The organism is Kribbella sp. NBC_00709 (assembly GCF_036226565.1).
In the GTDB taxonomy this organism is placed as follows: Bacteria; Actinomycetota; Actinomycetes; order Propionibacteriales; family Kribbellaceae; genus Kribbella.
Window position 1 is genome coordinate 4944044 of record NZ_CP108996.1, and the last position, 21850, is coordinate 4965893.

Genomic DNA, 21850 nt, shown 5'->3' on the forward strand with positions numbered 1-21850 from the left:
GGTTGCGGACGGGTTCTGCATTTGCTGCCCGTGGTGATCAGGGAAGGTGACTACCACGGGGAGTCTGTGTCGGGATCGTGCTGACTTCAGTCGAGGTCGGCGAGAGCCTTCTTCGCGGCTTCCAGCTCGGCCTCGAGGGCGGCGACCTTGGCGGCCTGCTGGGAGCGGGCCTCCTCGATGACCTCGTCGATCGGGGTCGACAGGTCCTCGTGCAGCTCCTTGGCGGCGCGGGACACCGCGGCCGCGGCGACGGCCAGGTCGCGGGCCAGGTAGGTCGTGCCCTGCTTGAGCTCGGCGTGCCACTCGCCGTCCGCCGTCCCGGTGACGGTCAGCGTGAGCTCGATGGTCTTCGCCTTCTTGCCCGCGGCCTTCTTCGCCAGCGCCTTCTTCGGCTTCGCGGCCTCGACCGAGGCAGAGGTGGCTTCGGGTGTGGCTTCAGGCGTCGTTTCGGCCGTGGCCGCCGACGGGTTGATCGGGTCGGGAGTGTCGGCGAGGTCGGACGGCGTCTCTACTGCCAGAGTGTCTACAGTCATCGTTGCGGCGATCTCCTTCTGGGACTGGCGCTGAGTGACTATTAGAACACATGTTCGATTCTCAGGCCAACCAGCTTGACCAGGAAGCGGTCGATCTGGGCCGCGAGCGGCGGCAGGTCGGCCTCCGGTTCGTTGATCCGGATCGAGACCGCGCCGTGTACCGCGGCGCGAAGGTCCAGCGCCACGGCGGCCGCGTCGTCCGCGGGTGCCAGGCCGGCGTCCATGCAGGCCTGCACGGCGGCGGTCGCGCGGACCGACAGCTCCTCCTTGAAGACCAGGTGCATCCGCCGATTCAGCGTGCTCTCGTGCAGCACCTTGTAGAGACCCGAGTACTCGCGCACCCAGGTGCCGAGGAAGAGGAGTCGCGCGCGTAGTCGCCGTACCGGATCGTCCCCGCCGCCGGCCTCTGCCTGCTCGAGGTCGTGGAGGAGGTCGGTCGTGGACTGCTCGAGCGCGGCGAAGACCAGCTCGTCGCGGTCGGCGAAGTGGATGTAGACCGACGTCGCGGCGATCCCGACCTCGCGGGCGACCGCGCGCAACGAGAGCGCTTCGTCGTCGCCCAGCTCGTTCAGCATCCGCAGGGCGGCGTCGATGATCTCCCGTCGCAGCAGCTCCCCTTGCCCGCGACGGTTCCGGTTCCGCGACGTTCCAGCGTCCATAAAGCCGATTGTATTGCAACGGACGTTGCCTTACAGTCGTAGCACTACAGCTGTTCACTTAAGGATGATCATGAGCGAACGCAACAAACGAACCGTCCTCGACTTCTACGAGGCCGGCCTGAACCAGAAGGACTTCCACGCCGCGGCCAAGCTGATCGGCGACACCTACCGGCAGCACAACCCGCGGATCGCGGACGGCATCGACGGCTTCGAGGAGTTCGTCGCCACCGTCCGCCGGGACTTCCCCGACCTGAAGGCCGAGGTCAAGCACCTCTTCGCGGACGGCGACTACGTCATCGCCCACGTCCACGGCGTCCGCGTGCCGGGCCAGGCCGGCACGGCGATCGTCGACATCTTCCGCCTCGACGGCGACGGCCGGATCGTCGAGCACTGGGACGTCATGCAGCCGATCCCGGACACCGCGGCCAACTCGAACGGGATGTTCTAGTGGCCGCCACAGAAGCGCTGCCGACGCTCGATGCGCGGCGGTGGTGGGCGCTGGGGGCGGTGGCGACCGCTCAGCTGATGGTGGGCATCGATCTGACCATCGTGAACATCGCACTGCCGTCCGTGCAGCGGGCGCTGGGGATGTCGGATCCGGCGCGGCAGTGGGTGATCACGCTGTTCGCCCTGGGGTACGGCGGCTTGCTGCTGCTCGGCGGACGCACGAGTGACCTCATCGGGCGGCGTCGTGCACTCCTGGTCGGGCTGACCGGATTCGCGGCTGCGTCAGCTCTTGGTGGGGCCGCGACCGGTCCGGCGATGTTGCTGACCGGACGTGCACTGCAAGGGGTCTTCGGCGCGCTGCTGACGCCGGCAGTGCTGGCGACCCTGGCGGCGTCGTTCCCGCTGCCGGCTGAGCGTGGGAAGGCATTCGGGATCTACGGAACGGCGATGGGTAGTGCGTCCGGTCTGGGCCTGCTGCTCGGCGGCGTGCTCACGCAGTACCTCGACTGGCGGTGGTGCATGTACGTCAACCTCCCGGTCGCCGCGCTGGCAGCAGGAGGGGTCCTGTACGCCGTACGTCCTGTCCCGCGCGCTAGTGGAGTGCGAGTCGACGTACTAGGTGCGTTGCTGGCGACCGCGGGTCTGATGGCGGTGGTGTTCGGGTTCGCTCGAGCGGATTCGGACGGCTGGAGCGCTCCGGCGACATACGCGTCGCTCGCAGGTGGAGTGGTCCTGCTTGCGAGCTTCCTGGCGGTCCAGGCGCGAGTGAAGTCCCCGCTGCTGCCGTTGAGGGTTGTCACGGACCGCAGACGAGGTGGTTCGTACCTGGCCGTGTTCAGTCTGGCCGTCGGTATGTTCGCGGCCCTCTTCTTCCTGACCTTCTACCTGCAGAACGTCCAGCATTACTCACCAGTGAAGGCCGGTCTGGCCTTCTTGCCGCTGACGGTCGGCCTGATGGCCGGAGTGCGTGCAGTGAGCCGGCTCTTGGCCAAAGTGGCAGTGCGCTCGCTCATCTGCCCCGGGCTCGTCACTATCGCCGCAGGGCTCGCACTGCTCGGGTTGCTCAAGGCGGACAGCAACTACTGGCTGCACGTCATGCCGGTGTTCCTGCTCGTCGGCCTGGGGACCGGATGGGTGCTGGTGACGGCCAACAGCACCGCGACCCTCGGCGCCGGCCCCGACACTGCGGTGGCCGGCGCCATGGTGATGACCTCTCAACAGGTCGGCGCATCGCTCGGGACCGCGCTGCTGAGCACAGTCGCCGGCACGGTCGCCGCCCACTCCGATGCTGTCCACGGCTTCAACGTGGCGAGCCTCGGAGCGGCCGGCTTCCTGTGCGCAGCAGCGGTCGCCGTCTACTGGGTGCTCTCGGAGCGGTCGCCCGACCACTCCAGGTGGAAGCTGCCCTCGCGGTCGACGCGCTTGTAGGTGTGCGCGCCGAACAGGTCACGCAGACCCTGGATGAGCGCCGCAGGCAGCCGCTCGGCCCGCAGTCCGTCGTAGTACGACAGCGCGGCCGAGAATCCCGGAGCCGGTACGCCGACCGTCGCGGCGGCGGCAACCACCCGTCGCCAGGCCTCCTGCCCGTTGGCGACTGCTTCCTTGAAGTAGTCGTCGACGAGCAGCGAGGGCAGCGCCGGGTCTCGGTCGTAGGCCTCCGTGACGCGGTCCAGGAACCGCGCCCGGATGATGCAACCGCCGCGCCAGATCTTGGCCATCGCGCCGAGGTCGATGTTCCAGTCGTACTCCTCGCTGGCGGCCCGGATCGCGTCGAATCCCTGGGCGTACGCCACGATCTTCGACGAGTACAGCGCGTGCCGTACGTCGTCGATGAACGCCTGCCGGTCCACGTCCAGCTTCACGTCCGACGGCCCGGGCAGTACGCCGGCCGCCGCCTCCCGCCGTACGACGTCACCCGACAGCGACCGGGCGAACACGGCCTCGGCCATGCCGCTGACCGGGATGCCCAGGTCGAGCGCGGACTGGACGGTCCAGCGGCCGGTGCCCTTCTGCTCCGCCTGGTCGAGGACGATGTCCACGAACGGGCCGCCCGTGGTCGGGTCGGTCTGGCTGAGCACCTCGGCGGTGATCTCGATCAGGAACGACTCGAGGTCGCCGGTGTTCCAGTCGCGGAACACGTCGGCCAGCTCGGGCGGAGTCAGGTCGAGCACGTGGCGGAGGAGGTCGTAGGCCTCCGCGATCAGCTGCATATCGGCGTACTCGATGCCGTTGTGCAGCATCTTCACGAAGTGGCCGGCGCCGTCCGGGCCGACGTGCACGCAGCAGGGCTCGCCGTTCACGTGCGCGGAGATCTTGGTCAGCATCGGCTCCAGCGCCGCGTACGACTCCGGCGAACCGCCCGGCATGATGCTCGGGCCGTTCAGCGCGCCCTCCTCGCCGCCGGACACGCCGCTGCCGACGAAGTGCAGGCCCTTCTCCTTCAACGCGCTCTCGCGGCGCCGCGTGTCCAGGAAGTGCGCGTTGCCGGCGTCGACGACGATGTCGCCCTCGTCGAGCAGCGGCACCAGCTCGTCGATGACTGCGTCGGTCGGCGCGCCGGCCTTGACCATGACGATGATCTTGCGCGGCTGCTCCAGCGACTCGACGAAGCCCGCCAGGTCTGTCGACGGGACGAAGTCACCCTCGGATCCGAACTCCTCGACCAGCGAGTCCGTGCGGGCCTGGGAGCGGTTGTGCAGCGCGACGCTGAATCCGTTGCGCGCGAGGTTCCGGGCCAGGTTGCGGCCCATCACCGCTAGGCCGGTGACACCGATCTGGGCTTTGGCAGAACTCATCGAATCTCCCGCAGTCTCAAGTTGTGTGCGGACCAAGTCTCGCGCGTCTGGCAAGAGGGTCGAGCAGTGGGCCCGGAGTCTGAACTCTTCTCATTCGGCTACAACGATGGTAAACATCTCAGAAATCGATTTCCCGCCTCGGAGGAAAGGCCGCCCCCATGCTCCGTCGTGCCGTCGTTGTGCTCATCTGCTCGGTTCTGGTGCTGACCGGTTCGGTGTCGGCCTCGGCCGGTCCGCCCGGCAACGACAACGGGCCTGTCGGGTGGGACGTGTACCGGAACCTGGATCGGTTGCCCGAGCTGCAGAACGGCGTACGGACCAAGCAGTTCTCGAGCTTCGGTCGCGACGGTACGAACAACGACGGCTTCGACGGCACCTACTCCTGTCTCCGTACGACGGACGCGGGCTGCGTGATCGCCGAGGACAGCGGTCCGGGTGAGGTCGCGTCGATCTGGTTCACCCGGGACGAGGGCGACGTCACCAAGACCGGGACCATCACCGTCGAGCTCGACGGCAAGCAGGTGCTGCACGGCTCGCTGCAGGACATCGTCGACGGCAAGCTCGGTGCGCCGTTCGAGTACCCGCTCGTCGCCAACGCGGTGCAGACCAGCGGCGGCGTCTACATCCGCGTCCCGATGCCGTACCGCTCGTCGATGCGGATCACCACCCAGACCAACCCGCTCTTCTACCACGTCGACTACCGCCAGTTCCCGGACGCGAACGGTATCCGCACGTTCGACCCCAACGACAAGGCCGAGGACGTCCTGGCTCTGCTCAACGCGGCCGGCACCAAGGACCCCAAACCCGTTCAACCGAACAGCACTACCACCAAGACTCCGCTGGACCTTGCCCCCGGCAAGCAAATGACGCTCGCCGATGCCCGCGGTCCTGGTGAGTTGAGCGCGCTCCGCCTCAAGCTGCCCGACCTCGTCGGTCTCGATCTGAAGAGCTTCGCCGACGACGGCCGTGCGTTCCTGGGCGGCAGCACGTTCACGCTGAAGATCGACCCGGCCAACACCGGCGTGCAGCTGACCCGGCGGATGGATCTGCGGATCGGCAATCAGCGCGCGAGAATCCTCGTCGACGGCGCTCCAGCCGGCGAGTGGGCGCCGCTGAAGGCGCAGGGCGCGCAGTGGCACGACCAGACCGTCGACTTGCCGGTGGCCCTGACCGCCGGCAAGTCGCAGATCACGATCACCAACCAGTTCATCTCGTCGGACCTGGACTTCAACGAGTTCGGCTACTGGGCTGATTCGGTCGTCGGTGGTCAGGTGAAGCGCACCGACACCCTCGACGTCGGCCCGAGGCACATCGCCGACGAGCAGGCGCACGGGTACGCGATCACCCAGCAGAACTGGAGCGGTGAGCACGAGATGGCGTACGCCGCGACCGATGCGGACGCCGCCCGGGTCAAGCCGTCCGACACCCTGCTGGCCGGCGTCCGTGTCCAGGTGACGATCGACGGCAAGAAGCGGGTCGACGCACCCCTCGGCGAATTCTTCGGCTCCGGCCTCGGCGAGAACCCGGTCCGCTCCCTGTTCTTCGCGATGGATCCCGACGGCTGGTACTCCTCGTGGTGGCCGATGCCGTACGTCGCCCACGCAACGGTGACGTTGGTCAATCCCACGACGTACCCGCTGAAGGGGCAGGCTGAGGTGACTGCGTCGCGGAACGCGCGCAAGGCCGTCGACCTGGCGACCGGGAAGATCGGCTACTTCACCGCGCTCTCGACGCGCGGCGAGACGACGCAGGGGAGCGACTGGACGTTCGCCGACGTGGCCGGGCGCGGCAAGTTCGTCGGCGTCTCCCAGACGATGGAGGGACTGCTTGCCGACGGCAACACTCGCGGGTACCTCGAGGGAGACGAGCGGGTGTACGTCGACGGCGAGCGGACGCCGGCGATCCATGGCACCGGCACCGAGGACTTCTACGAGTCGGGGTGGTACTTCAACGCCGGGACGTACTCGACGCCGTTCCACGGCAACTCCGCGCACGAGGTCCGGGCCGGCTTCTGCGCGAACGAGTGCGACGGCGCGTGGCGGCTGCACATCACCGATTCGGTCGCCTTCCAGAACCAGCTCGACTTCGGCATCGAGCACGGCCAGCAGGACGATCACCCGGCGATCTACGGCTCGACCGCGTTCCTTTACACCGCGTCTGATTTCAGCGCGCGCGAGACGGACCGGGTCGACGTCGGGTCCGCGGTCAGTCGGCAGCAGCACGGGTACGCCGACAACGGCACGCAGGGCGGCCTGAGTGCGGTGTACGAAGGCGACCACGATGACGTGACCCTCACTGATCAGGTCCGATCCGGCACGGCGCCGATCCGCTTCACCGCCAAGGTCGACCCGGCCAACCGAGGTGTCACGTTGCGACGGACGAGCGACCAGAACAGTCCGGGACAGTCGGCGCAGGTTGTTGTGAACGGCAAGGATGCGGGCCTGTGGCTGCAGCCGCTCGGCAACGCCCGTCAACGGTGGCTGGACGACAACTACCAGTTGCCTGCAGCAATCACATCCGGCCGCTCCAGTCTCGACATCGAGCTCCGGCCGACCGGGCCGGCGTGGACCGCTTCGTCGTACGTCGTCCAGTCGCTCGTCCGCCCGTACGACGATCGCCGCGCACCGGGTGTGGTCACTGGACTGACGGCAGTGGGCCGGTCCGACAACGCGATCAACGTGACGTGGAGCGACGTACCGGATGACAGCGGGGTCTCGTATTACAAGGTGTATGGCGCGGTCGGCGGGGTTGAGAAGTTGCTGGGGACGACTCCGCTGCCCGGCTTCCTGCATCGAGGGCTGGGGTTGCACGAGACGTGGACGTATCGAGTGGCTGCGGCGGACCTCGCCGGTCATGTTGGACCGAAGTCGGAAGCCGTGCAGGGGACGAGTGGTAGCACCCTGCGGGTAGAGGGCGAGGGGATGTTGCCGCCGGTGTCGTCGACGGTGGCGGTTGATCCGCAAGGCAACTGTTGCGGGGTGAGTTGGTCAGGCGGGGCGCAGGCGTGGATCCACGGGAGCAAGGCCGGCGACAAGACCGTGCTGCAGTTCAGCGTCCCCACGACTGGTTCGTACCAGCTGTCGACGGTGCTGACGAAGGCGGCCGACTACGGGATCGCCGACATCCAGATCGACGGGAACGCGCCGGCGAGCTTCGACGGCTATCAGGCCAGCGGGGTCGGAACGCAGACCGTCGAGCTGGGCAGTGTGCAGCTGACCGCGGGCACACACCAGTACGCCGTGACAGTCACCGGCAAGAACCCGGCAGCAATCGGCTACCTCGTCGGCGTGGACGTGCTGGACCTTAAGCTCGCCACGTGAACAGTCTCGAGTCCCGTCGTACCGCGCTCATCCTGATCGACCTGATGCCGCGGATCATCGCGCTCGACACGGCGCCGCTGAGCGGACCGGTCGTGCTCGAGCGATCCGTCGCAGCGGCCGCCGCGACACGGGCGGCCGGCGGGCTGGTGGTGAACGTACGGGTCGAGCGGCCAGCCGTCGACGTACAGCCGGAGGGAAGCGAGTTCGCACCGGAGGCCGCACCGCAGCCCGGCGACCTCGAGATCGTGAAGCGCACGATCGGCGCCTTCGGCCGGTCACCTCTCGACGCCGAACTACAGTCCCGCGGGATCGCCAACGTCGCCGTCGCAGGCATCGCAACCAACTTCGGCGTCGAGTCCACCGCCCGAGCGGCCTCCGACCTCGGCTACGAAACCTTCCTCCTCACCGACGCCATGACCGGCCTGGACGGCTCAGCACACGACTTCGCCGTCTCCTACGTCTTCCCCCGCATCGGCGAAGCCTGCACCACGGCGGAATACCTCAAGGCTTTGAAGTAGTCCGCGTCCGCGGTGGTACGCGCAGCTCCTTCATCGCCGTGAACCTTATCGCTGGGTTGGTGTTCCTTGATGGTGGAACATCTGCCAGTGTCCCGGGCCGACGCGACGCCACAGTGAGGTTCTGTTGGAACGACGTTCGCCGTTGTCAGACGTGTACTTGAGCATCACCAGTCCGTCGCTCAGCCGCTGGCCGCGCATGGCGTGGAAGCGGATCGGCTCACCGGCCGGATCGGTGCTTGCCGCGACGAGCTCGGCCGTGCCCTCGAATTCGATCTCACCGCCTGACGACCCGAACTCATGGAAGTCCGGTGCCATCAACCTCCGCAGACGAGCTGGGTCGGCCCGGCACTCGATGCTCAGCGACTCCTGCTCCGCAGCGATGGCCTCAGCCACCTGCGGGTCGTCGGACCCGTCCGCACCGTCGTGAAACTCCTTGGCTTCCATGGAACCCGACGATGACACGGCCGCAATCAACACGCACCCCGATTTCGAGTCGACGTCAATACCCTCGCATCGAGACTGTCAGCTCAGGATCGGCCCGGGTGGTTCATCTGCAGCTCCGATTCACCGAGCAGCATGGGTTGACCCCCGAGATGGCCGGTTGACCCCCGGCATACGAGGTCGACAACCGGCCAACTCGGGGGTTGACCCCTCAGACGGTCCGGCAGGACCGGGACCTGCGGCGGTGGATTATGACCCGGGCCTTCGCTGGAGCGGCATTAGCCGAACAGCCCGGCGTTCTGCCGAACCCATTGCTGCAGCGTTCGGCCGGGCTGGCCGGTGACCTCAGTGACCGTGTTGTTCACTGAGGTCTCGTCGATGGTGCCGTCGCCGAAGAAGCCCTCGATTGCGTGCGCGTACGGCTCGGGCATCGAGGCCAGCAAGGCGTCGTGCGTTTCCGATCGGCTCATCGGGTACGCCGTCAGTTGCCGCCCGATGCCCTCGGCGAGGATTGCGACCTGTTCGACCGGGGTGAGGGCGACCGGTCCGGTCAGGCGAAGGACCTCGCCGTCGGACGAGCCGCCGAGCGCCCGCACCGCCACGTCGGCGATGTCTCGCGGATGGATCGTCGAGACGGGTACGTCGGGGAACTGCACCCGGACCTCGTCGCCGGCGTGGAGCTGGTCGAGCCAGCGCAACGTGTTGGACATGAACGAGTTGGGCCGCAGGAAGGTCCAATCCAATCCCGAGGCCCGGACGGCTTCTTCGGTCGCATGGTGGTACGCCGCGACCGCGTTCGTCAGCTCGCCGTCGAGGGACGAACTGGACAGCACGACGACCTTCTGTACCCCGGCGCCGACTGCATTCGTGAGCAACTCTTCGAGTCGGTCATACCCGCTCAGCAGGAAGATCCCGGTGACACCGGTCAACGCGTCCGCGAAGGTCTCCGGCCGGTTCAGGTCGCCGTACACGGGCTCGATGCCGGCCGGCAGATCCCTTGCCGAGCGCATCAGGGCCCGGGCCGCGATGCCTTGCTCAGCGAGTGATTCCACCACCGCGCCGCCCGCGTTTCCGGTCGCGCCAGTCACGAGGATCGTCATGGCGGTCAGCCTGCCATATCGAGGGCTGACCGAAGGCAGATCGCGGGATCGTCCTGATGGTAGATGCGCTCGTCAGGTTCGATGTTGTCGAGGAAGCGCTGGTACATCAGTGCATACGTGACAGGCCCCAGCACGCTCATCGGCTGCAGTGCTCGCAGCGGCTCAGAGCCGGGGAGCTCGCGTTTCCAAGCAGTTGCCCAGACCTCGGCCGCGTGGTCGCGTTTCTCCGGTGGCAGGAAGTCGTGCAGTCGCCTGATGTCGGTGGCCGGGTGACCGACGAACGTGTCCGCCCAGTCGACGATCACCCGATGCGTACCGTCCGACCGCCAGTTCCCGGGATGGAAATCGCCGTGCACCAACGTGATCGGCAGCCCGGCCGAGTCGAGCTCGCCGACGATCGCCGGGAGCCGATCGACCAGCTTCACGAGCCCGCTCACCTCGTCGGCGGACAGGTCGACCCGGGGGATCAGGGCGGCGACCTCGTCCGCCAACGCATCCGGCAGCAGGTGGGGTGCGTCGAGCTCGAACACCTCGCCGGCGAGGGCTGCTTGCGTCGCGACCCAGCGGCTCACGACGCTCTCGACCGACGGCCGATCCGGCTCCCAGCAGTCCGTCCCGGGTGCGTGGGCGAGGAGTGACCAGCGGTGCTCGCGGGACGTCGCGAGTACGGCCGGCGCGAGCGTCTCGTCGTACCGGCGGATGTGTTCGATGATGTCTGCGTCGATACTGCAGAACCGGCTGGTGGCCTTGGCCCACGCATCAGGAAACCGGATCAGACACGACAGGTTCCACGTCTTCGCCTGCACAAAGTCGCGCGGTCCGATGATGCCCTGGGCCCACTCGATCAGGTCACGAGGTCCGTCCAGGTCGGCCCAGGTCGCTCGCAGCGGATGCGCGGCGACGATGGAGTCCCATTCGGACAGCGGCGTCTCGTCGAGTACGCCGGAGCGCGGTTCGCCGAGCGCCTCGACGTGGTAGACGACTCGTCCGCCACGTCCGATCGCGGCCTCGTCCGCGTGCACGAGCCGCAGTACCAGCGTCCGAACGCCCAGCAGTTGATCGAGGTGCCGGGTGACGGCCTCGACCTCCGACCACCACGCCGGCTCCACCTCGAACGTTGGCGCCCGGCCGACGTACCGGGCGCCAACGCTCACCAAGGCCTCTACCGTCTTGATTTCCACCGGCCTACTGTCGCGTGATCCGGTGCCAAGTGCGAGCACCTGACTTCAGTACGACGCCGGAGCTGAGGTCGATCGCCGCCGCCGCGTCCTCCGTCCGTACGCCGTTGATCGACACCGCGCCCTGCCGCAGCAACCGGCGGAGCTCGGAGTTGCTGTCGTCCGGCCGCGCAGCCCGCAACAGGTCGAACGTCGTCACGACCGCACCGCTGACGACGACCGCAGGCATGTCCGCGGGTTCGCTGCGATCCGAGAAGGTACGCCGGAACTCCGCCAGCGCAGTCCGAGCCGCACCTGCGCCGTGGTACCGCGTCACGACCGCGGCGGCCAACCGGAGCTTCGCGTCCCGAGCCGCCGGACCGCCCGCGCCGGCGGAGTCCGCAAGGGCGGCGACCGTCTCGAGCGGCAGCTCGGTGTAGACCCGCGCGTAGGGCTCGACCAGCTCGTCCGGGATGCTCATCAGCTTCCCGAACTTGTCCCGCGGACTGTCGGTCAGCCCGATGTAGTTGTTCAGCGACTTGGACTGCTTCGCCCGCCCGTCGATGCCCGGCGTGATCGTCGTCGTGATCACTACCTGCGGCGGCGCCCCCAATCGCTGCTGGAAATGCCGCCCGAGCTGCTCGTTGAACAGCTGGTCCGACCCGACGATCGTCAGATCGCTCTGCATCGCAAAGCTGTCGTACCCCTGCAGCACCGGGTACACCAGCTCGTGGACGGCGATCTCCCGTCCGGCCGCGACCCGATCGCGGAACATGTCCCGGCTCATCAGCTGCGCCTGCGTCACCTGTGCGAACAGGCTCAACAGCTCCGCCACCGGCATCCCGTCGTACCACTCGGAGTTCCGCCGTACTTCGAACACCTCGGGATCGGTGCGCAGGACAAGCGACACCTGCTCGAGGAACGACGCCGCATTCGCATCGATCTCCGAAGGTGTGAGGACAGGTCGGGTCTCGGAGCGGCCGGTCGGGTCGCCGACGCGCGTGGTGAGGTCGCCGAGCAGGAACACCACCCGGTGCCCCTGGTCCTGCAGTTGCCGCATCATCCACAGGTTGACCGCGTGGCCCAGATGCAGGTCCGGCGCGGTGCAGTCGACGCCGTACTTGATCCGCAGCGGGTGCCCCGAATCCAGCCGCTCGCGGAGGTCGTCGGCACCGATGACGGTGTCGGTGGTACGGCGTAATCGCTCGATCACAGCACTCATGAGGTTCCTCTCAGGACGAGGCACCGCCAGTGCCTCCGGCAACGGAAAGAGGCAGGAACCGGACGGTTCCTGCCTCGGAGGCTCTGGGTGGAGCGACTGCGGGTACTACCGAATCCCGGCTCCTCCCAGAGCCGGTCGATACGCCACGCTTCGCTTGATCACGCGCTCAGATTAGCAGACCCGGCTTAAGCTCTGGGCGTGAGCGACGAGCGGGTAGTGCTGGTGGACGAGGCCGGGCGGGCGATCGGGACCGAGGCGAAGGCAACGGTCCACCACGCGGCGACCCCGTTGCACCTCGCGTTCTCCAGCTACGTGGTCGACCCGGCCGGCCGGGTGCTGCTCACCCAGCGGGCATTCGGGAAGCCGACCTGGCCGGGCGTCTGGACGAATAGTTGCTGCGGGCACCCACTTCCGGACGAGCCGGTCGAGCACGCGGTACGGCGGCGGCTGGCCGACGAGCTCGGGATCGTCGTGGAATCGGCGGACCTCGTGCTGCCCGAGTTCCGGTACCGCGCCGAGATGCCGACCGGCGTGGTCGAGAACGAGATCTGCCCGGTCTACCGGGTGTGGTGGACCGGCGACCCCACGCCCAACCCGGCCGAAGTCGCGGCGTACCGCTGGGTCGAGTGGCACGAGCTACGCGAGGTCCCCGACCTGTCGCCCTGGTGCCTCCTGCAACTGGACGAGCTCAGCTCCCCGCCCGCCGAGTGGCCGATCGCCGACCCGAATCGCCTACCACCCGCCGCCCAGGTCTAGCTCCAGCAGGTCATTGTGTACGGCGACAGCCGCCGTACTCGCATGACCGGCCGCACCGATCGCTAGGAGCGCCGGGCTGGTCGTCGTGCCGACCGCGTAGACCCCGGGGACGGTCGTCCGCCCGCCCTCGTCGGTCACCACCGCGCCGTCCACCACCTGGCATCCAAGCGTCTCGGCCAGCTCACTCTTCTGATGCTGCCGCACGACGACGAACACCCGTCCTGGCGCCAGCACGTCGCCACCATCCAGCAGCACCTGCGGGGCATCCGTCGCCCGCACTTCCTGGATCCGCTCGGTGCGGACCGTCACCTTGGCCCGGTCCAGACGCTCGAGTTGCGTGTCGGTGAGCTCGTCCCCGTCGGTGCACAACACCACATCGTCACTCCATCGACTGAGCAGCAGCGCCCGAGCCACCGAACGATCCGGGAACCCCCGCATGCCCAACTGCACCAGCGGCTGGTCCCGCACCTCCCACCCATGACAGTGCGGACAGGCCACCACCGACCGGCCCCAACCGTCAGCGACACCGGGCACGTCGGGCAGTTCGTCCCACAGTCCGGTCGCAAGCACCACCGCCCGGGCCCGCACTCCACCGACCTCGAATCCGTCGTCGTCGGCCGTTGCGTGCTCGACCCGCTCGTCCCGCACCTCGACGCCGTACGCCGCCAGCTGCCGGCGCCCCACTGCCAGCAGCTCACCCGGCGCTGGATCCTCAGCGCCCAAGTAGTTGTGCACGTGCTCGGCCAACCTATTCCGCGCCCGCCCATCGTCGAACACGACGACCCGCCGCCGCGCCCGCCCCAACGTCAGGGCCGCCTGCAGACCCGCCAAACTCCCACCGATGACTGTTACGTCCATGTGATCAGTATACGAGAAGATTTGTCTCATATTCTAAAACGGGTCGCTCGGTGGGACACCGCCGCTGCCTAATGGGCGAATGATCGAGATCCGGCCGGTGGCCACGGACGCGGACTACGAGGCCTGGCGTCAGGTGCGCATCGCCGTCCTCCCGCACGAGCGGTGCCCGAGCGTGGCCGAGCTCCGCGAGCTGGAGACTCCGGAGCGGCTGCTGGTGCTGGCCGAGTTGGACGGCGCGGTCGTCGCCAACGGGCTCGCCGACAGTTCCGACGAGGCCGGGCGCGGGTTCGTGTCGCCGCGGGTCCGTCCCGAGGCGCGGCGGCGCGGGGTCGGCACGAAGTTGCTCGAGGCGCTGGCGGAGCACGCCGGCGCGACGGGCTTCCGGGTCGTCGGATCGGGTGTCGAGGACGAGGGCTCGTTCGCGTTCGCCCAGCGGTTCGGCTTCGCCGAGACGGGTCGTCAGGTCGAGCAGGTACGACGGATCGGCGACGAACCGTGGCCCGCCCGGCCGACGGAGTACGAGATCGTGACCGTTGCGGAGCGCCCGGAGCTGTGGACGACGGCGTACGAGCAGGTCGCGCTGCCGACGTTCCCGGACATGGACACCACGACGCCGCTCGACGTCTCGGCGGAGGAGTGGGCGACCGAGTGGATCAACGACCCGGCGGCGATGTTCCTCGCTGTGGCCGGCGACGACGTGATCGGCGTCGCGGGCCTGATGCTCGACACCGATCGGCCCGAGCGCGCCGAGGTCGCCTACACCGCCGTACGCCGGGATTGGCGCGGCAAGGCGGTCGCGTCGACGCTGAAGCGGACGAGTATGGCGTGGGCGGCCGAGCACGGCATCACCGAGGTCTACACCTGGACCCAGCAGGGCAACGCGAACATGCGCCGGCTCAACGAGCATCTCGGCTTCAGCTACGGAGCCGTCAGCATCAACGTCCGCGCGAACCTACCGCTGGAGTTCCCGGAGCAGCTCACCTCCTGACCAGGCCCGACGGTCGGTCTCGGCTGCACGGATCAGGTCGACCAGCTTGCTGTTGACCGGCGCAGTCCTGCCGATGGACTCCGCGAGCCGGACGACCTCGCCGTTCAGGTAGTCGATCTCGGTCTTGCGTCCTGCCTCCAGGTCCTCCCACATCGAGGTCCGTGCGAGCGGGTCGATCGCCAGCATCTTCGACGCGAGCCGTCGGAACAGGAAGTCGGGCAGCCGCAGGATCGCCGGGAAGCGGTGCATCGGAACCGCGAGCAGCTGCGCCGGCTTGATCCCGGCAGCATCGAGAATCCCGAGCGTCTCGCTCTGCGCGGCCGCGAGGCATCGGCGGTACGCGCGCTGGGAGAGCTCGTCGCGCAACGGCAGGTTCGACAGCGCGTTGATCGGGTTGTTCAGATTCAGCAGGAGCTTCGCCCACTGCACCGGCAGGATGTCGTCATGCTGCGTCAGCGGCAGCCCGGCCCATTGGAACGCCTCGACGTACGGCGCCAGCGCGGCATCCCGTTGTACGTCGAGTGCTCCCTCGGTGCCCTGATGAAACACCCCGGCGCCTCGATTGAGCACGTTGAACGGCACCATCCCGGGCACCACCACCTGATCGGTCAACCGTGACCGCAGGAGCTCGCCGTTCCGCACGCCGTTCTGGAAGCTGACCACGACCGCACCGGGCTTCAAGATCGGCGCCAACTCAGCAGCCGCGCCATCCGTTGCAGCCGACTTCACCGTCACCAGCACCAGATCCGCCCCGGCCGCAGCGTCCGGCGCCGTCTCGTACTGCACGTCGTCCGGCGCGACCCGCAGGTCCGCCCCCAGATAGTCGGTCAGGTGCAGCCCGTGCGACGCGAGCTCGTCGGCGGCCCGTTGCCGCCCGACGAACGTCACCGGGGTCCCCGTCGCCGCGAGCCGGCCACCGACATAACAGCCGATCCCGCCGGCGCCGTACACAACAATCTTCACCCGGACAACGTACCCAAGGACAGGAGGTGTTCCCTGTGGCTCCGCCTGGCGCCCGCCCAAGACCGCCAGGTAGAGCCCACACCTCCTGTCCTTCGGTACCACCCCGAGGCCAACCCGACCAAGGAACCCCGGGCGTCTCTTCTAGTGCAGCCGCACCCTCGGATCCAGTACGGCGTAGGCGATGTCGACCAGGATGTTCGCCACCACGACCGCCGCCGAGGCGAACAGCACGATGCCGATGATCACCGGCAGATCCTGCTGGTTGATCGCGACCACGGCGGTCTGACCGAGCCCGGGCAGGCTGAACACGGTCTCGGTGACCACCACGCCGCCGATCAGCTGACCGAGGTCGATGCCGAACTGGGTGACCACCGGCGTCAGCGCACTGCGCAGACCGTGGACGACGACCACCCGGCCCTCCCGGATCCCCTTCGACCGCGCGGTCCGGATGTAGTCCTCACCGAGGACGTCGAGCATCGAACCGCGGGTCAACCGGGTATACGTTGCCGCCAGCAACAAAGCTAGCGCGACCCAGGGCAGCACCAGGTGCTGGAACCACGGACCGATACCGCCGGCGAGAGGCGAGTACCCGCCGGCCGGGAACCAGTTGAAGCCGGCCAGCGTGAGCCGGAAGTACAGGAAGTACAGCAGCAGCAGACCGAGCAGGAACGACGGGAACGAGTAGAAGAACAGCGCGAACAACGTCAGCCCGCGGTCCGCCAGCGACCGTGGGTGCGTCGCCGAGATCACGCCGTTGAACACACCCAGCAGCAACCACAGGACGGCTGCACCGAGCGCCAGCGACACCGTGATCGGCAGCGCCTGCCCGATGATCTTGGTCACCGAGACCTGGTGGTAGTAGTCGTACCCGAGGTTGCCCTTCAGTGCGTTCCCGAGGAAGTGCAGGTACTGCTTCCAGACCGGCAGGTCGAGACCGAGCCGGTGCTTGATCAGTGCGATCGTCTCCGGTGTCGCCTGCCGGCCGGCCAGCGTCTGCGCAACGTTGCTTGGCGCAACGAAGAACAGGCCGAACACGGCGATGCTGATCAGCCACAGGACCAGGATCCCGTGACCGATCCGGCGAATCAGGAACATGGCCATGGTCAGCTCCGATCCGCGCGCGGGTCGAAGGCGTCGCGGACGCCGTCACCGAACAGGTTGAAGGCGAGCGTGGTGATCAGCAGCGCCAGACCGGGGAACATGATGAACCACCACGCGGTCGTGTAGTAGTTCTGCGACTCGCTGATCATCCCGCCCCAGTCGGCCGTTGGCGGCGGCAGACCGAGCCCGAGGAACGACAACGTCGCCTGGGTCACGATCACCACCGGGATCAGCAGCGTCGTGTACACGATCACCGGCGCGATCACGTTCGGCAGTACGTCGACGAACATGATCCGGGTGTCACCTGCCCCGAGCGAGCGCGCCGCTTCGACGAACTCGCGCTCCCGTAACGACAGCACCTGACCGCGCACGATCCTGGCCACCGAAGCCCAGCTGAAGAACCCGATCACCAGCACCGTGACGGTCAGACTGGGACCCGTCACCGAAACCAGCGCGATCGCCACCAGCAGGAACGGAACCGACAGCACCACGTCGATCAGGCGGGCCAGGACGGTGTCGGTGATCCCCCCGAGGAACCCCGCTGCCAGGCCCAGTACGACGCCGATGACCACCGTGATCGCGGTCGCGATCACGCCGACGAGCAGCGATACGCGCGCGCCGTACGCGATCCGGACCAGGATGTCCCGGCCGAGGTCGTCGGTGCCGAGCCAGAACGTCCCGTTCGGTCCGCGTGGCAGGCCGTCCGGTGTCAGCCCGATGTCGCGGTACTGCTCGTTCGGCGGATGCCCGGTCAGCGCCGTGAACACCGGCGCGCAGATCGCCATCAGCACGATCAGCACGATCACGGCGAGCGAGATCATCGCCACCTTGTCCTTGCGCAACCGCCGGATCGCGAGCACGAACGGACTCCGGCCCTCGATCGCCTTGGGCTCGTCGAGGACATCGATCAACTCGATTGCGCTGGTCATGGGGCCTCCCGGTCTGGACTGAGGAGTGGAGGGAGCGAAGCGACCGGAGCGACGAGGGAAGACCGGGAGTCACAGCCCCATGACCACGCCGGCGCCGAAGGCCCGGCCAGAAGCACAGTCATGATGCCTTCAGGTCTGGTACTGCGGTGGATAGGTCCTCGCCCACCGTTAACGGGTAGAAGCAGGCGGTTCGGTGCGCGGCGGTGTCGTTCAGCACGGACTCGAGCGGCGGTTCCCCGGCCGCACAGTCCAGGCGCGCCTTCGGGCACCGCGTGTGGAACCTGCACCCCTCCGGCGGGTTCGTCGCGGACGGGATGTCGCCGCCGAGGATGATCTGCTCGCGGCTGTCGGCGGTGTCCGGGTCGGCGACCGGCAACGCGGACAACAGCGCCCGCGTGTACGGATGCCGGGTCATCCCGAACAGTTCGTCCGTCGGCGCCAGCTCGACGATCTTGCCCAGGTACATCACCGCGATCCGGTTGCTGACGTGCCGGACCACGGACAGGTCGTGCGAGATGAACACGTACGTCAGGTCGAACTCCTTCTGCAGATCCGCGAGCAGGTTGATGATCTGCGCCTGGATCGACACGTCCAGCGCCGACACCGGCTCGTCGCAGATCACCAGCTTGGGCCGCAGCGCGAGCGCCCGCGCCACCCCGATCCGTTGCCGTTGGCCACCGGAGAACTCGGCCGGGAACCTGTTGTAGTGCTCGGGGTTCAGCCCGACCAGCTCCATCAGCTCCTGGACCTTCTTCTTCCGCTCGTTGCCCGAGGCAATGTTGTGGATCGCGAACGGGTCCCCGATGATCGAGCCGACCCGGCGGCGCGGGTTCAGCGAGCCGTACGGGTCCTGGAAGATGACCTGCACGTCGCGCCGCAACGGCCGCATCGCCTTGCGCGAGAGCTTGGTGATGTCGTTGCCCTCGAACCACACCGACCCCGACGTCACGTCGTACAGATGGGCCATGCAGCGCGCCAGCGTGGACTTGCCGCAGCCGGTCTCGCCGACCAGGCCGAGGGTTTCGCCCTTGTGCACCTCGAGCGAGACGCCGGCGACTGCCTGGACCACTTCTTTGGAATGCGTGGGGAACTCCTTGCGGACGTCCTCCACCTTGAGCAGTACGTCGTCGTTCATGAAGCGATCGCCTCGCTGTTCTCATGCGGTAGCCAGCAAGCCGACTGGTGCCGGGGGTCGCGGGCGACGTCGATGAGCGGCGGCGCCTCGGCCCGGCACTTGTCGAACACGTGGGGGCAGCGGGCCGCGAACGGGCAGCCCTTGGGCAGACTGATCAAGCTCGGCGGTGTCCCCGGGATCGGGGTCAGCCGGTCACCGCTGCGGGCCGGCAGCGACGCCAGCAGGCCCTGGGTGTACGGGTGGTGGTTGCGGTAGAAGATGTCCCGCCGCGGCGCCCGTTCCATCACCGCGCCGGCGTACATCACCACCACCTCGTCGGCCATCTCGGCCACCACGCCGAGGTCGTGGGTGATCAGGATGATCGCCGTACCGAACTGCTCCTGCAGCCGGCGCATCACGTTCAGCACCTGGGCCTGCACGGTCACGTCGAGCGCGGTGGTCGGCTCGTCCGCGATCAGCAGGGCCGGGTCGAGCGCCATCGCCATCGCGATCATCACCCGCTGCCGCATCCCGCCGGAGAACTGGTGCGGATAGTCGTCGATCCGCTCCTCGGCCCGGGGGATGCCGACCAGGGTCAGCAGCTCGGCGGCCCGTTTCCGGGCCCCCTGCTTGCTGATCTCGCGGTCGTGCGCCCGGATCATCTCCACGATCTGCCAGCCGATCCGGTACTGCGGATGCAGGCTGGACAACGGATCCTGGAAGATCATCCCGATCTGGGCGCCCCGCAGCCGGCGCAGCGTCGACTGGTCGGCCGTGATCAGGTCGGTTCCGTCGAAGAACGCCGTACCGGACACTTTCGCGCCGCGGGTGAGGCCGGTGATGGTCTGGGTGGAGACGCTCTTGCCGGACCCGGACTCGCCCACCACGGCGAGCGTCTGGCCGGCTTCCACGTCGAACGACAGCCCCCGGACGGCGCGGACGGTGCCGTCCGGGGTGTCGAAGGAGACCCGAAGGTCCCTTACCTCGAGCAGGGCCATGGGGCCTCCCGGCCTGGACTGAGGAGCGGAGGGAGCGAAGCGACCGGAGCGACGAGGGAAGGCCGGGAGTTACAGCCCCATGGCCGCCGCGCCGGAGGCGTGGCATTCAACACAGCCATGAGGTGTTAGCCGCCCTGCTTGTCTTTGTCGATCCAGACGTTGGTGGGATCGAACATCTGCAGCGCCGGCACGTAGACCGCGTTGTGCACCTGCGGCGCGTGGTAGTTCGGGTTCTTCGGGTTGGTCAACGGGAAGAACGGCGCGTCGGCCATCACCTGGGCGTCGGCCTTGGCCCACAGGTCCGTGGCCTGGTCCTCGGTGGGTGCGGCGATGGCCTGCTTGATCAGGTCGTTCGTCGCGGCGCTGTTGTACAGCCCGAAGTTGCTGCCGATCGGCGGGTACGACGGCTCGCCGGAGAACAGCGGGTTGAAGAACGACAGCGCGCCGTTGCCGTACCAGTCAGCGCCCCAGCCGGCCAGCGACAGGTCCCACACGCCGCGCTGGGCGACGGTCGGCACCTGCAGGTACTTCACGTAGAAGTCCGCGTTCGGCGACGGTACGCCGACCACCGTGATCCCGGCCTTCGACAGGTCCTGCTGGATGGTCTGGAAGGCCTTGCTGCTGCCCTCGGACGCATTGCGGTACAGGAACTTCAGCGTCAGGTGCGGGAAGCCCGCCTCCTGCAGCAGTTGCTTGGCCTTGTCCACGTTGTTCGGGTACGGATCGTTCGGCTTCGAGCCGACGATGTTCTCCGGCAGCACGTGTGTCAGCGGCGGGTTGATCGTCGGGCCGCCGATGACCTGCAGGATGTGGTCGCGGTTGAGCGCGTAGTTGAGCGCCTGCCGCACCTTGACGTTCTGCAGCGCCTTGTTGTTGTTCGGCGAGACCGTGTTGTAGATGACGTACGGGTTGCTCGACGCCGTCATCCCCAGGTTCAGGTTCGGGTCCTTCTTGGCGATCAGGGCCGGCAGCTGCGACGGTGGCGGGCCGACGTCGAACTCGAGGTCCGCGGACGGTGTGCCGGTCTGCAGTTGCTGCTGGACCGAGTCCTGCGTGACCGTCTCGTTCACGACGATCTTGTCGACGTACGCCTTCCGCACCGGGTCGGACGCCGGGTCCCACGCGGTGTTGCGCGAGTACGCGATCGACTTGGTCGGCACCCACTTGTCGACCTTGTACGGGCCGTCGGACGGGAAGTTGTTCCCCAGCTCCGTGCTGGCCGGCAGGTACTTGAGCGACTCCACCGGGGCCGGCGAGAAGGCCGGCAGCGTGAGCATGTCGACGAAGTACGTGGCCGGCTGGGTGAGGTGGAACTCGATCGTGCTCGCGTCCTTGGCGACCACGCCCGGCAGTGCCGTCTTGTCGATGTAGTCCTGGATCCCGGCGACCGTCTTCGGCGCCTTGGCGAACCCGTCGGCGAACGCCTTGTAGCCCTCGATCAGGTTGGCGAAGTCCGGGATGCCGCCGAACGGCTGGACCGGGTTCGCGGTCCGCTTCACGCCGCGGACCATGTCCTCCGCGGTGACCGCCCGGGCGGGGTTGGTGCCCCACTTCGCGCCGGGCCGGATCTTGATCGTGTACGTCTTGCCGTCGGCGCTGATCCCGCCGTTGGCGGCGGTCGGGATGTCCGCGGCGAGGTCGGCCACCGGCTTGGTGTTGTCAGTGCCCGGATCCGCCGGGTACGTGAACAGCTGCCTGCTCCACATCCGCAGGTTCAGGTAGCCTGCCGAGTAGTAGCTGATGTTGGGATCCATGTAGTCGACGTCGCCGGCCCCGAGCATGTTCAGGGTGCCGCCGGTGACCGGGGTGGCGGCGGTGCCTCCGGATCCGGACACCGTTCCGCCGCCGTTGCTGCAAGCCGCGAGCACTATGCTCGCGGCGGCGGCAAGGGATAACGCCGCCAGCCGTCTTCTGGCCATTGGTCCTCCTCCGGGACTCGATAGCGCCGAAG

The 21850-nt window shown here is 67.8% G+C and carries 20 protein-coding genes; 6 read left to right on the plus strand and 14 right to left on the minus strand.

The annotated features are described in order from the left end of the window. Window positions 1-86: 86 nt before the first annotated feature. Together OHA18_RS24355 and OHA18_RS24360 are read right to left on the minus strand one after the other, a co-directional pair. A complete protein-coding gene (locus tag OHA18_RS24355; RefSeq protein ID WP_328997590.1) occupies window positions 87-533 on the minus strand; it encodes a DUF6319 family protein in 447 nt (148 codons plus the stop codon). A 41-nt stretch (window positions 534-574) separates the two neighbouring features. After that, window positions 575-1192, minus strand: a complete 618-nt coding sequence (locus tag OHA18_RS24360) for a TetR/AcrR family transcriptional regulator (RefSeq protein ID WP_328997591.1) — start codon at window positions 1190-1192, stop codon at window positions 575-577. Window positions 1193-1262: 70 nt separating this feature from the next. On the opposite strand from OHA18_RS24360, the gene OHA18_RS24365 reads away from it, so the two are divergent. After that, window positions 1263-1640, plus strand: coding sequence for a nuclear transport factor 2 family protein (locus tag OHA18_RS24365; protein ID WP_328997592.1), 378 nt, complete (start codon window positions 1263-1265; stop codon window positions 1638-1640). Beyond that, a complete protein-coding gene (locus tag OHA18_RS24370; protein WP_328997593.1) occupies window positions 1640-3067 on the plus strand; it encodes an MFS transporter in 1428 nt (475 codons plus the stop codon). The genes OHA18_RS24365 and OHA18_RS24370 overlap by 1 nt, the downstream gene beginning before the upstream one ends. Here OHA18_RS24370 and gndA read toward each other — a convergent pair. Next, a complete protein-coding gene (gndA, locus tag OHA18_RS24375) occupies window positions 2995-4434 on the minus strand; it encodes an NADP-dependent phosphogluconate dehydrogenase (protein ID WP_328997594.1) in 1440 nt (479 codons plus the stop codon). The two genes, OHA18_RS24370 and gndA, sit on opposite strands and share 73 nt — an antisense overlap. Before the next feature lie 158 nt (window positions 4435-4592). Here gndA and OHA18_RS24380 point away from each other — a divergent pair, with 158 nt between their 5' ends. Both OHA18_RS24380 and OHA18_RS24385 read left to right on the plus strand, forming a co-directional pair. Then, a complete protein-coding gene (locus tag OHA18_RS24380; RefSeq protein WP_328997595.1) occupies window positions 4593-7754 on the plus strand; it encodes a DUF2961 domain-containing protein in 3162 nt (1053 codons plus the stop codon). After that, the gene (locus OHA18_RS24385; RefSeq protein ID WP_328997596.1) at window positions 7751-8272 is read left to right on the plus strand and encodes an isochorismatase family protein; all 522 of its coding nucleotides are present in this window, start codon (window positions 7751-7753) and stop codon (window positions 8270-8272) included. The genes OHA18_RS24380 and OHA18_RS24385 overlap by 4 nt, the downstream gene beginning before the upstream one ends. Before the next feature lie 45 nt (window positions 8273-8317). On the opposite strand, the gene OHA18_RS24390 is transcribed toward OHA18_RS24385, so the two are convergent. The 4 genes from OHA18_RS24390 to tyrS form a co-directional block, all read right to left on the minus strand. After that, window positions 8318-8716, minus strand: coding sequence for a nuclear transport factor 2 family protein (locus OHA18_RS24390; RefSeq protein WP_328997597.1), 399 nt, complete (start codon window positions 8714-8716; stop codon window positions 8318-8320). Window positions 8717-8991: 275 nt separating this feature from the next. Beyond that, complete coding sequence (locus OHA18_RS24395; protein WP_328997598.1) at window positions 8992-9813, minus strand: NAD(P)H-binding protein; 822 nt, start codon at window positions 9811-9813, stop codon at window positions 8992-8994. 5 nt (window positions 9814-9818) lie between these two features. Further along, window positions 9819-10994, minus strand: coding sequence for an aminoglycoside phosphotransferase family protein (locus tag OHA18_RS24400; protein ID WP_328997599.1), 1176 nt, complete (start codon window positions 10992-10994; stop codon window positions 9819-9821). 4 nt (window positions 10995-10998) lie between these two features. Then, window positions 10999-12192, minus strand: a complete 1194-nt coding sequence (tyrS, locus tag OHA18_RS24405) for a tyrosine--tRNA ligase (protein WP_328997600.1) — start codon at window positions 12190-12192, stop codon at window positions 10999-11001. 198 nt (window positions 12193-12390) lie between these two features. Here tyrS and idi point away from each other — a divergent pair, with 198 nt between their 5' ends. Further along, a complete protein-coding gene (idi, locus tag OHA18_RS24410; RefSeq protein WP_328997601.1) occupies window positions 12391-12948 on the plus strand; it encodes an isopentenyl-diphosphate Delta-isomerase in 558 nt (185 codons plus the stop codon). Here the strand turns inward: idi and OHA18_RS24415 are convergent. Beyond that, entirely contained in the window at window positions 12925-13806 is an 882-nt protein-coding gene (locus OHA18_RS24415; RefSeq protein ID WP_328997602.1) for an NAD(P)/FAD-dependent oxidoreductase, read from the minus strand. The genes idi and OHA18_RS24415 overlap by 24 nt on opposite strands. A 79-nt stretch (window positions 13807-13885) precedes the next feature. Here OHA18_RS24415 and OHA18_RS24420 point away from each other — a divergent pair, with 79 nt between their 5' ends. Then, window positions 13886-14794, plus strand: a complete 909-nt coding sequence (locus OHA18_RS24420; RefSeq protein ID WP_328997603.1) for a GNAT family N-acetyltransferase — start codon at window positions 13886-13888, stop codon at window positions 14792-14794. Here OHA18_RS24420 and OHA18_RS24425 read toward each other — a convergent pair. The 6 genes from OHA18_RS24425 to OHA18_RS24450 all read right to left on the minus strand — a co-directional run bounded on the left by OHA18_RS24425 (window position 14759) and on the right by OHA18_RS24450 (window position 21818). After that, on the minus strand, window positions 14759-15757 hold the full coding sequence (locus OHA18_RS24425) for a 2-dehydropantoate 2-reductase (RefSeq protein WP_328997604.1): 999 nt from the start codon (window positions 15755-15757) through the stop codon (window positions 14759-14761). The genes OHA18_RS24420 and OHA18_RS24425 overlap by 36 nt on opposite strands. A 141-nt stretch (window positions 15758-15898) precedes the next feature. Then, the gene (locus OHA18_RS24430) at window positions 15899-16858 is read right to left on the minus strand and encodes an ABC transporter permease (RefSeq protein WP_328997605.1); all 960 of its coding nucleotides are present in this window, start codon (window positions 16856-16858) and stop codon (window positions 15899-15901) included. Between the two features lie 2 nt (window positions 16859-16860). Beyond that, entirely contained in the window at window positions 16861-17787 is a 927-nt protein-coding gene (locus OHA18_RS24435) for an ABC transporter permease (RefSeq protein ID WP_328997606.1), read from the minus strand. Window positions 17788-17905: 118 nt separating this feature from the next. Beyond that, on the minus strand, window positions 17906-18922 hold the full coding sequence (locus OHA18_RS24440) for an ABC transporter ATP-binding protein (protein WP_328997607.1): 1017 nt from the start codon (window positions 18920-18922) through the stop codon (window positions 17906-17908). After that, entirely contained in the window at window positions 18919-19899 is a 981-nt protein-coding gene (locus OHA18_RS24445; protein ID WP_328997608.1) for an ABC transporter ATP-binding protein, read from the minus strand. The genes OHA18_RS24440 and OHA18_RS24445 overlap by 4 nt, the downstream gene beginning before the upstream one ends. A 125-nt stretch (window positions 19900-20024) precedes the next feature. Beyond that, entirely contained in the window at window positions 20025-21818 is a 1794-nt protein-coding gene (locus OHA18_RS24450; RefSeq protein ID WP_328997609.1) for an ABC transporter substrate-binding protein, read from the minus strand. Between the last annotated feature and the right edge of the window lie 32 nt (window positions 21819-21850).

What these genes read in the sequence shown, in the direction of transcription:
- OHA18_RS24390 (WP_328997597.1), bottom strand. Translation starts at nt 8,716, where the DNA reads ATGGAAGCCAAGGAGTTTCACGACGGTGCGGACGGGTCCGACGACCCG.
- OHA18_RS24380 (WP_328997595.1), top strand. Translation starts at nt 4,593, where the DNA reads ATGCTCCGTCGTGCCGTCGTTGTGCTCATCTGCTCGGTTCTGGTGCTG.
- OHA18_RS24420 (WP_328997603.1), top strand. Translation starts at nt 13,886, where the DNA reads ATGATCGAGATCCGGCCGGTGGCCACGGACGCGGACTACGAGGCCTGG.
- OHA18_RS24360 (WP_328997591.1), bottom strand. Translation starts at nt 1,192, where the DNA reads ATGGACGCTGGAACGTCGCGGAACCGGAACCGTCGCGGGCAAGGGGAG.
- OHA18_RS24430 (WP_328997605.1), bottom strand. Translation starts at nt 16,858, where the DNA reads ATGGCCATGTTCCTGATTCGCCGGATCGGTCACGGGATCCTGGTCCTG.
- OHA18_RS24415 (WP_328997602.1), bottom strand. Translation starts at nt 13,806, where the DNA reads ATGGACGTAACAGTCATCGGTGGGAGTTTGGCGGGTCTGCAGGCGGCC.
- OHA18_RS24435 (WP_328997606.1), bottom strand. Translation starts at nt 17,787, where the DNA reads ATGACCAGCGCAATCGAGTTGATCGATGTCCTCGACGAGCCCAAGGCG.
- OHA18_RS24395 (WP_328997598.1), bottom strand. Translation starts at nt 9,813, where the DNA reads ATGACGATCCTCGTGACTGGCGCGACCGGAAACGCGGGCGGCGCGGTG.
- OHA18_RS24355 (WP_328997590.1), bottom strand. Translation starts at nt 533, where the DNA reads ATGACTGTAGACACTCTGGCAGTAGAGACGCCGTCCGACCTCGCCGAC.
- gndA (WP_328997594.1), bottom strand. Translation starts at nt 4,434, where the DNA reads ATGAGTTCTGCCAAAGCCCAGATCGGTGTCACCGGCCTAGCGGTGATG.
- OHA18_RS24450 (WP_328997609.1), bottom strand. Translation starts at nt 21,818, where the DNA reads ATGGCCAGAAGACGGCTGGCGGCGTTATCCCTTGCCGCCGCCGCGAGC.
- OHA18_RS24445 (WP_328997608.1), bottom strand. Translation starts at nt 19,899, where the DNA reads ATGGCCCTGCTCGAGGTAAGGGACCTTCGGGTCTCCTTCGACACCCCG.
- OHA18_RS24440 (WP_328997607.1), bottom strand. Translation starts at nt 18,922, where the DNA reads ATGAACGACGACGTACTGCTCAAGGTGGAGGACGTCCGCAAGGAGTTC.
- tyrS (WP_328997600.1), bottom strand. Translation starts at nt 12,192, where the DNA reads ATGAGTGCTGTGATCGAGCGATTACGCCGTACCACCGACACCGTCATC.
- OHA18_RS24365 (WP_328997592.1), top strand. Translation starts at nt 1,263, where the DNA reads ATGAGCGAACGCAACAAACGAACCGTCCTCGACTTCTACGAGGCCGGC.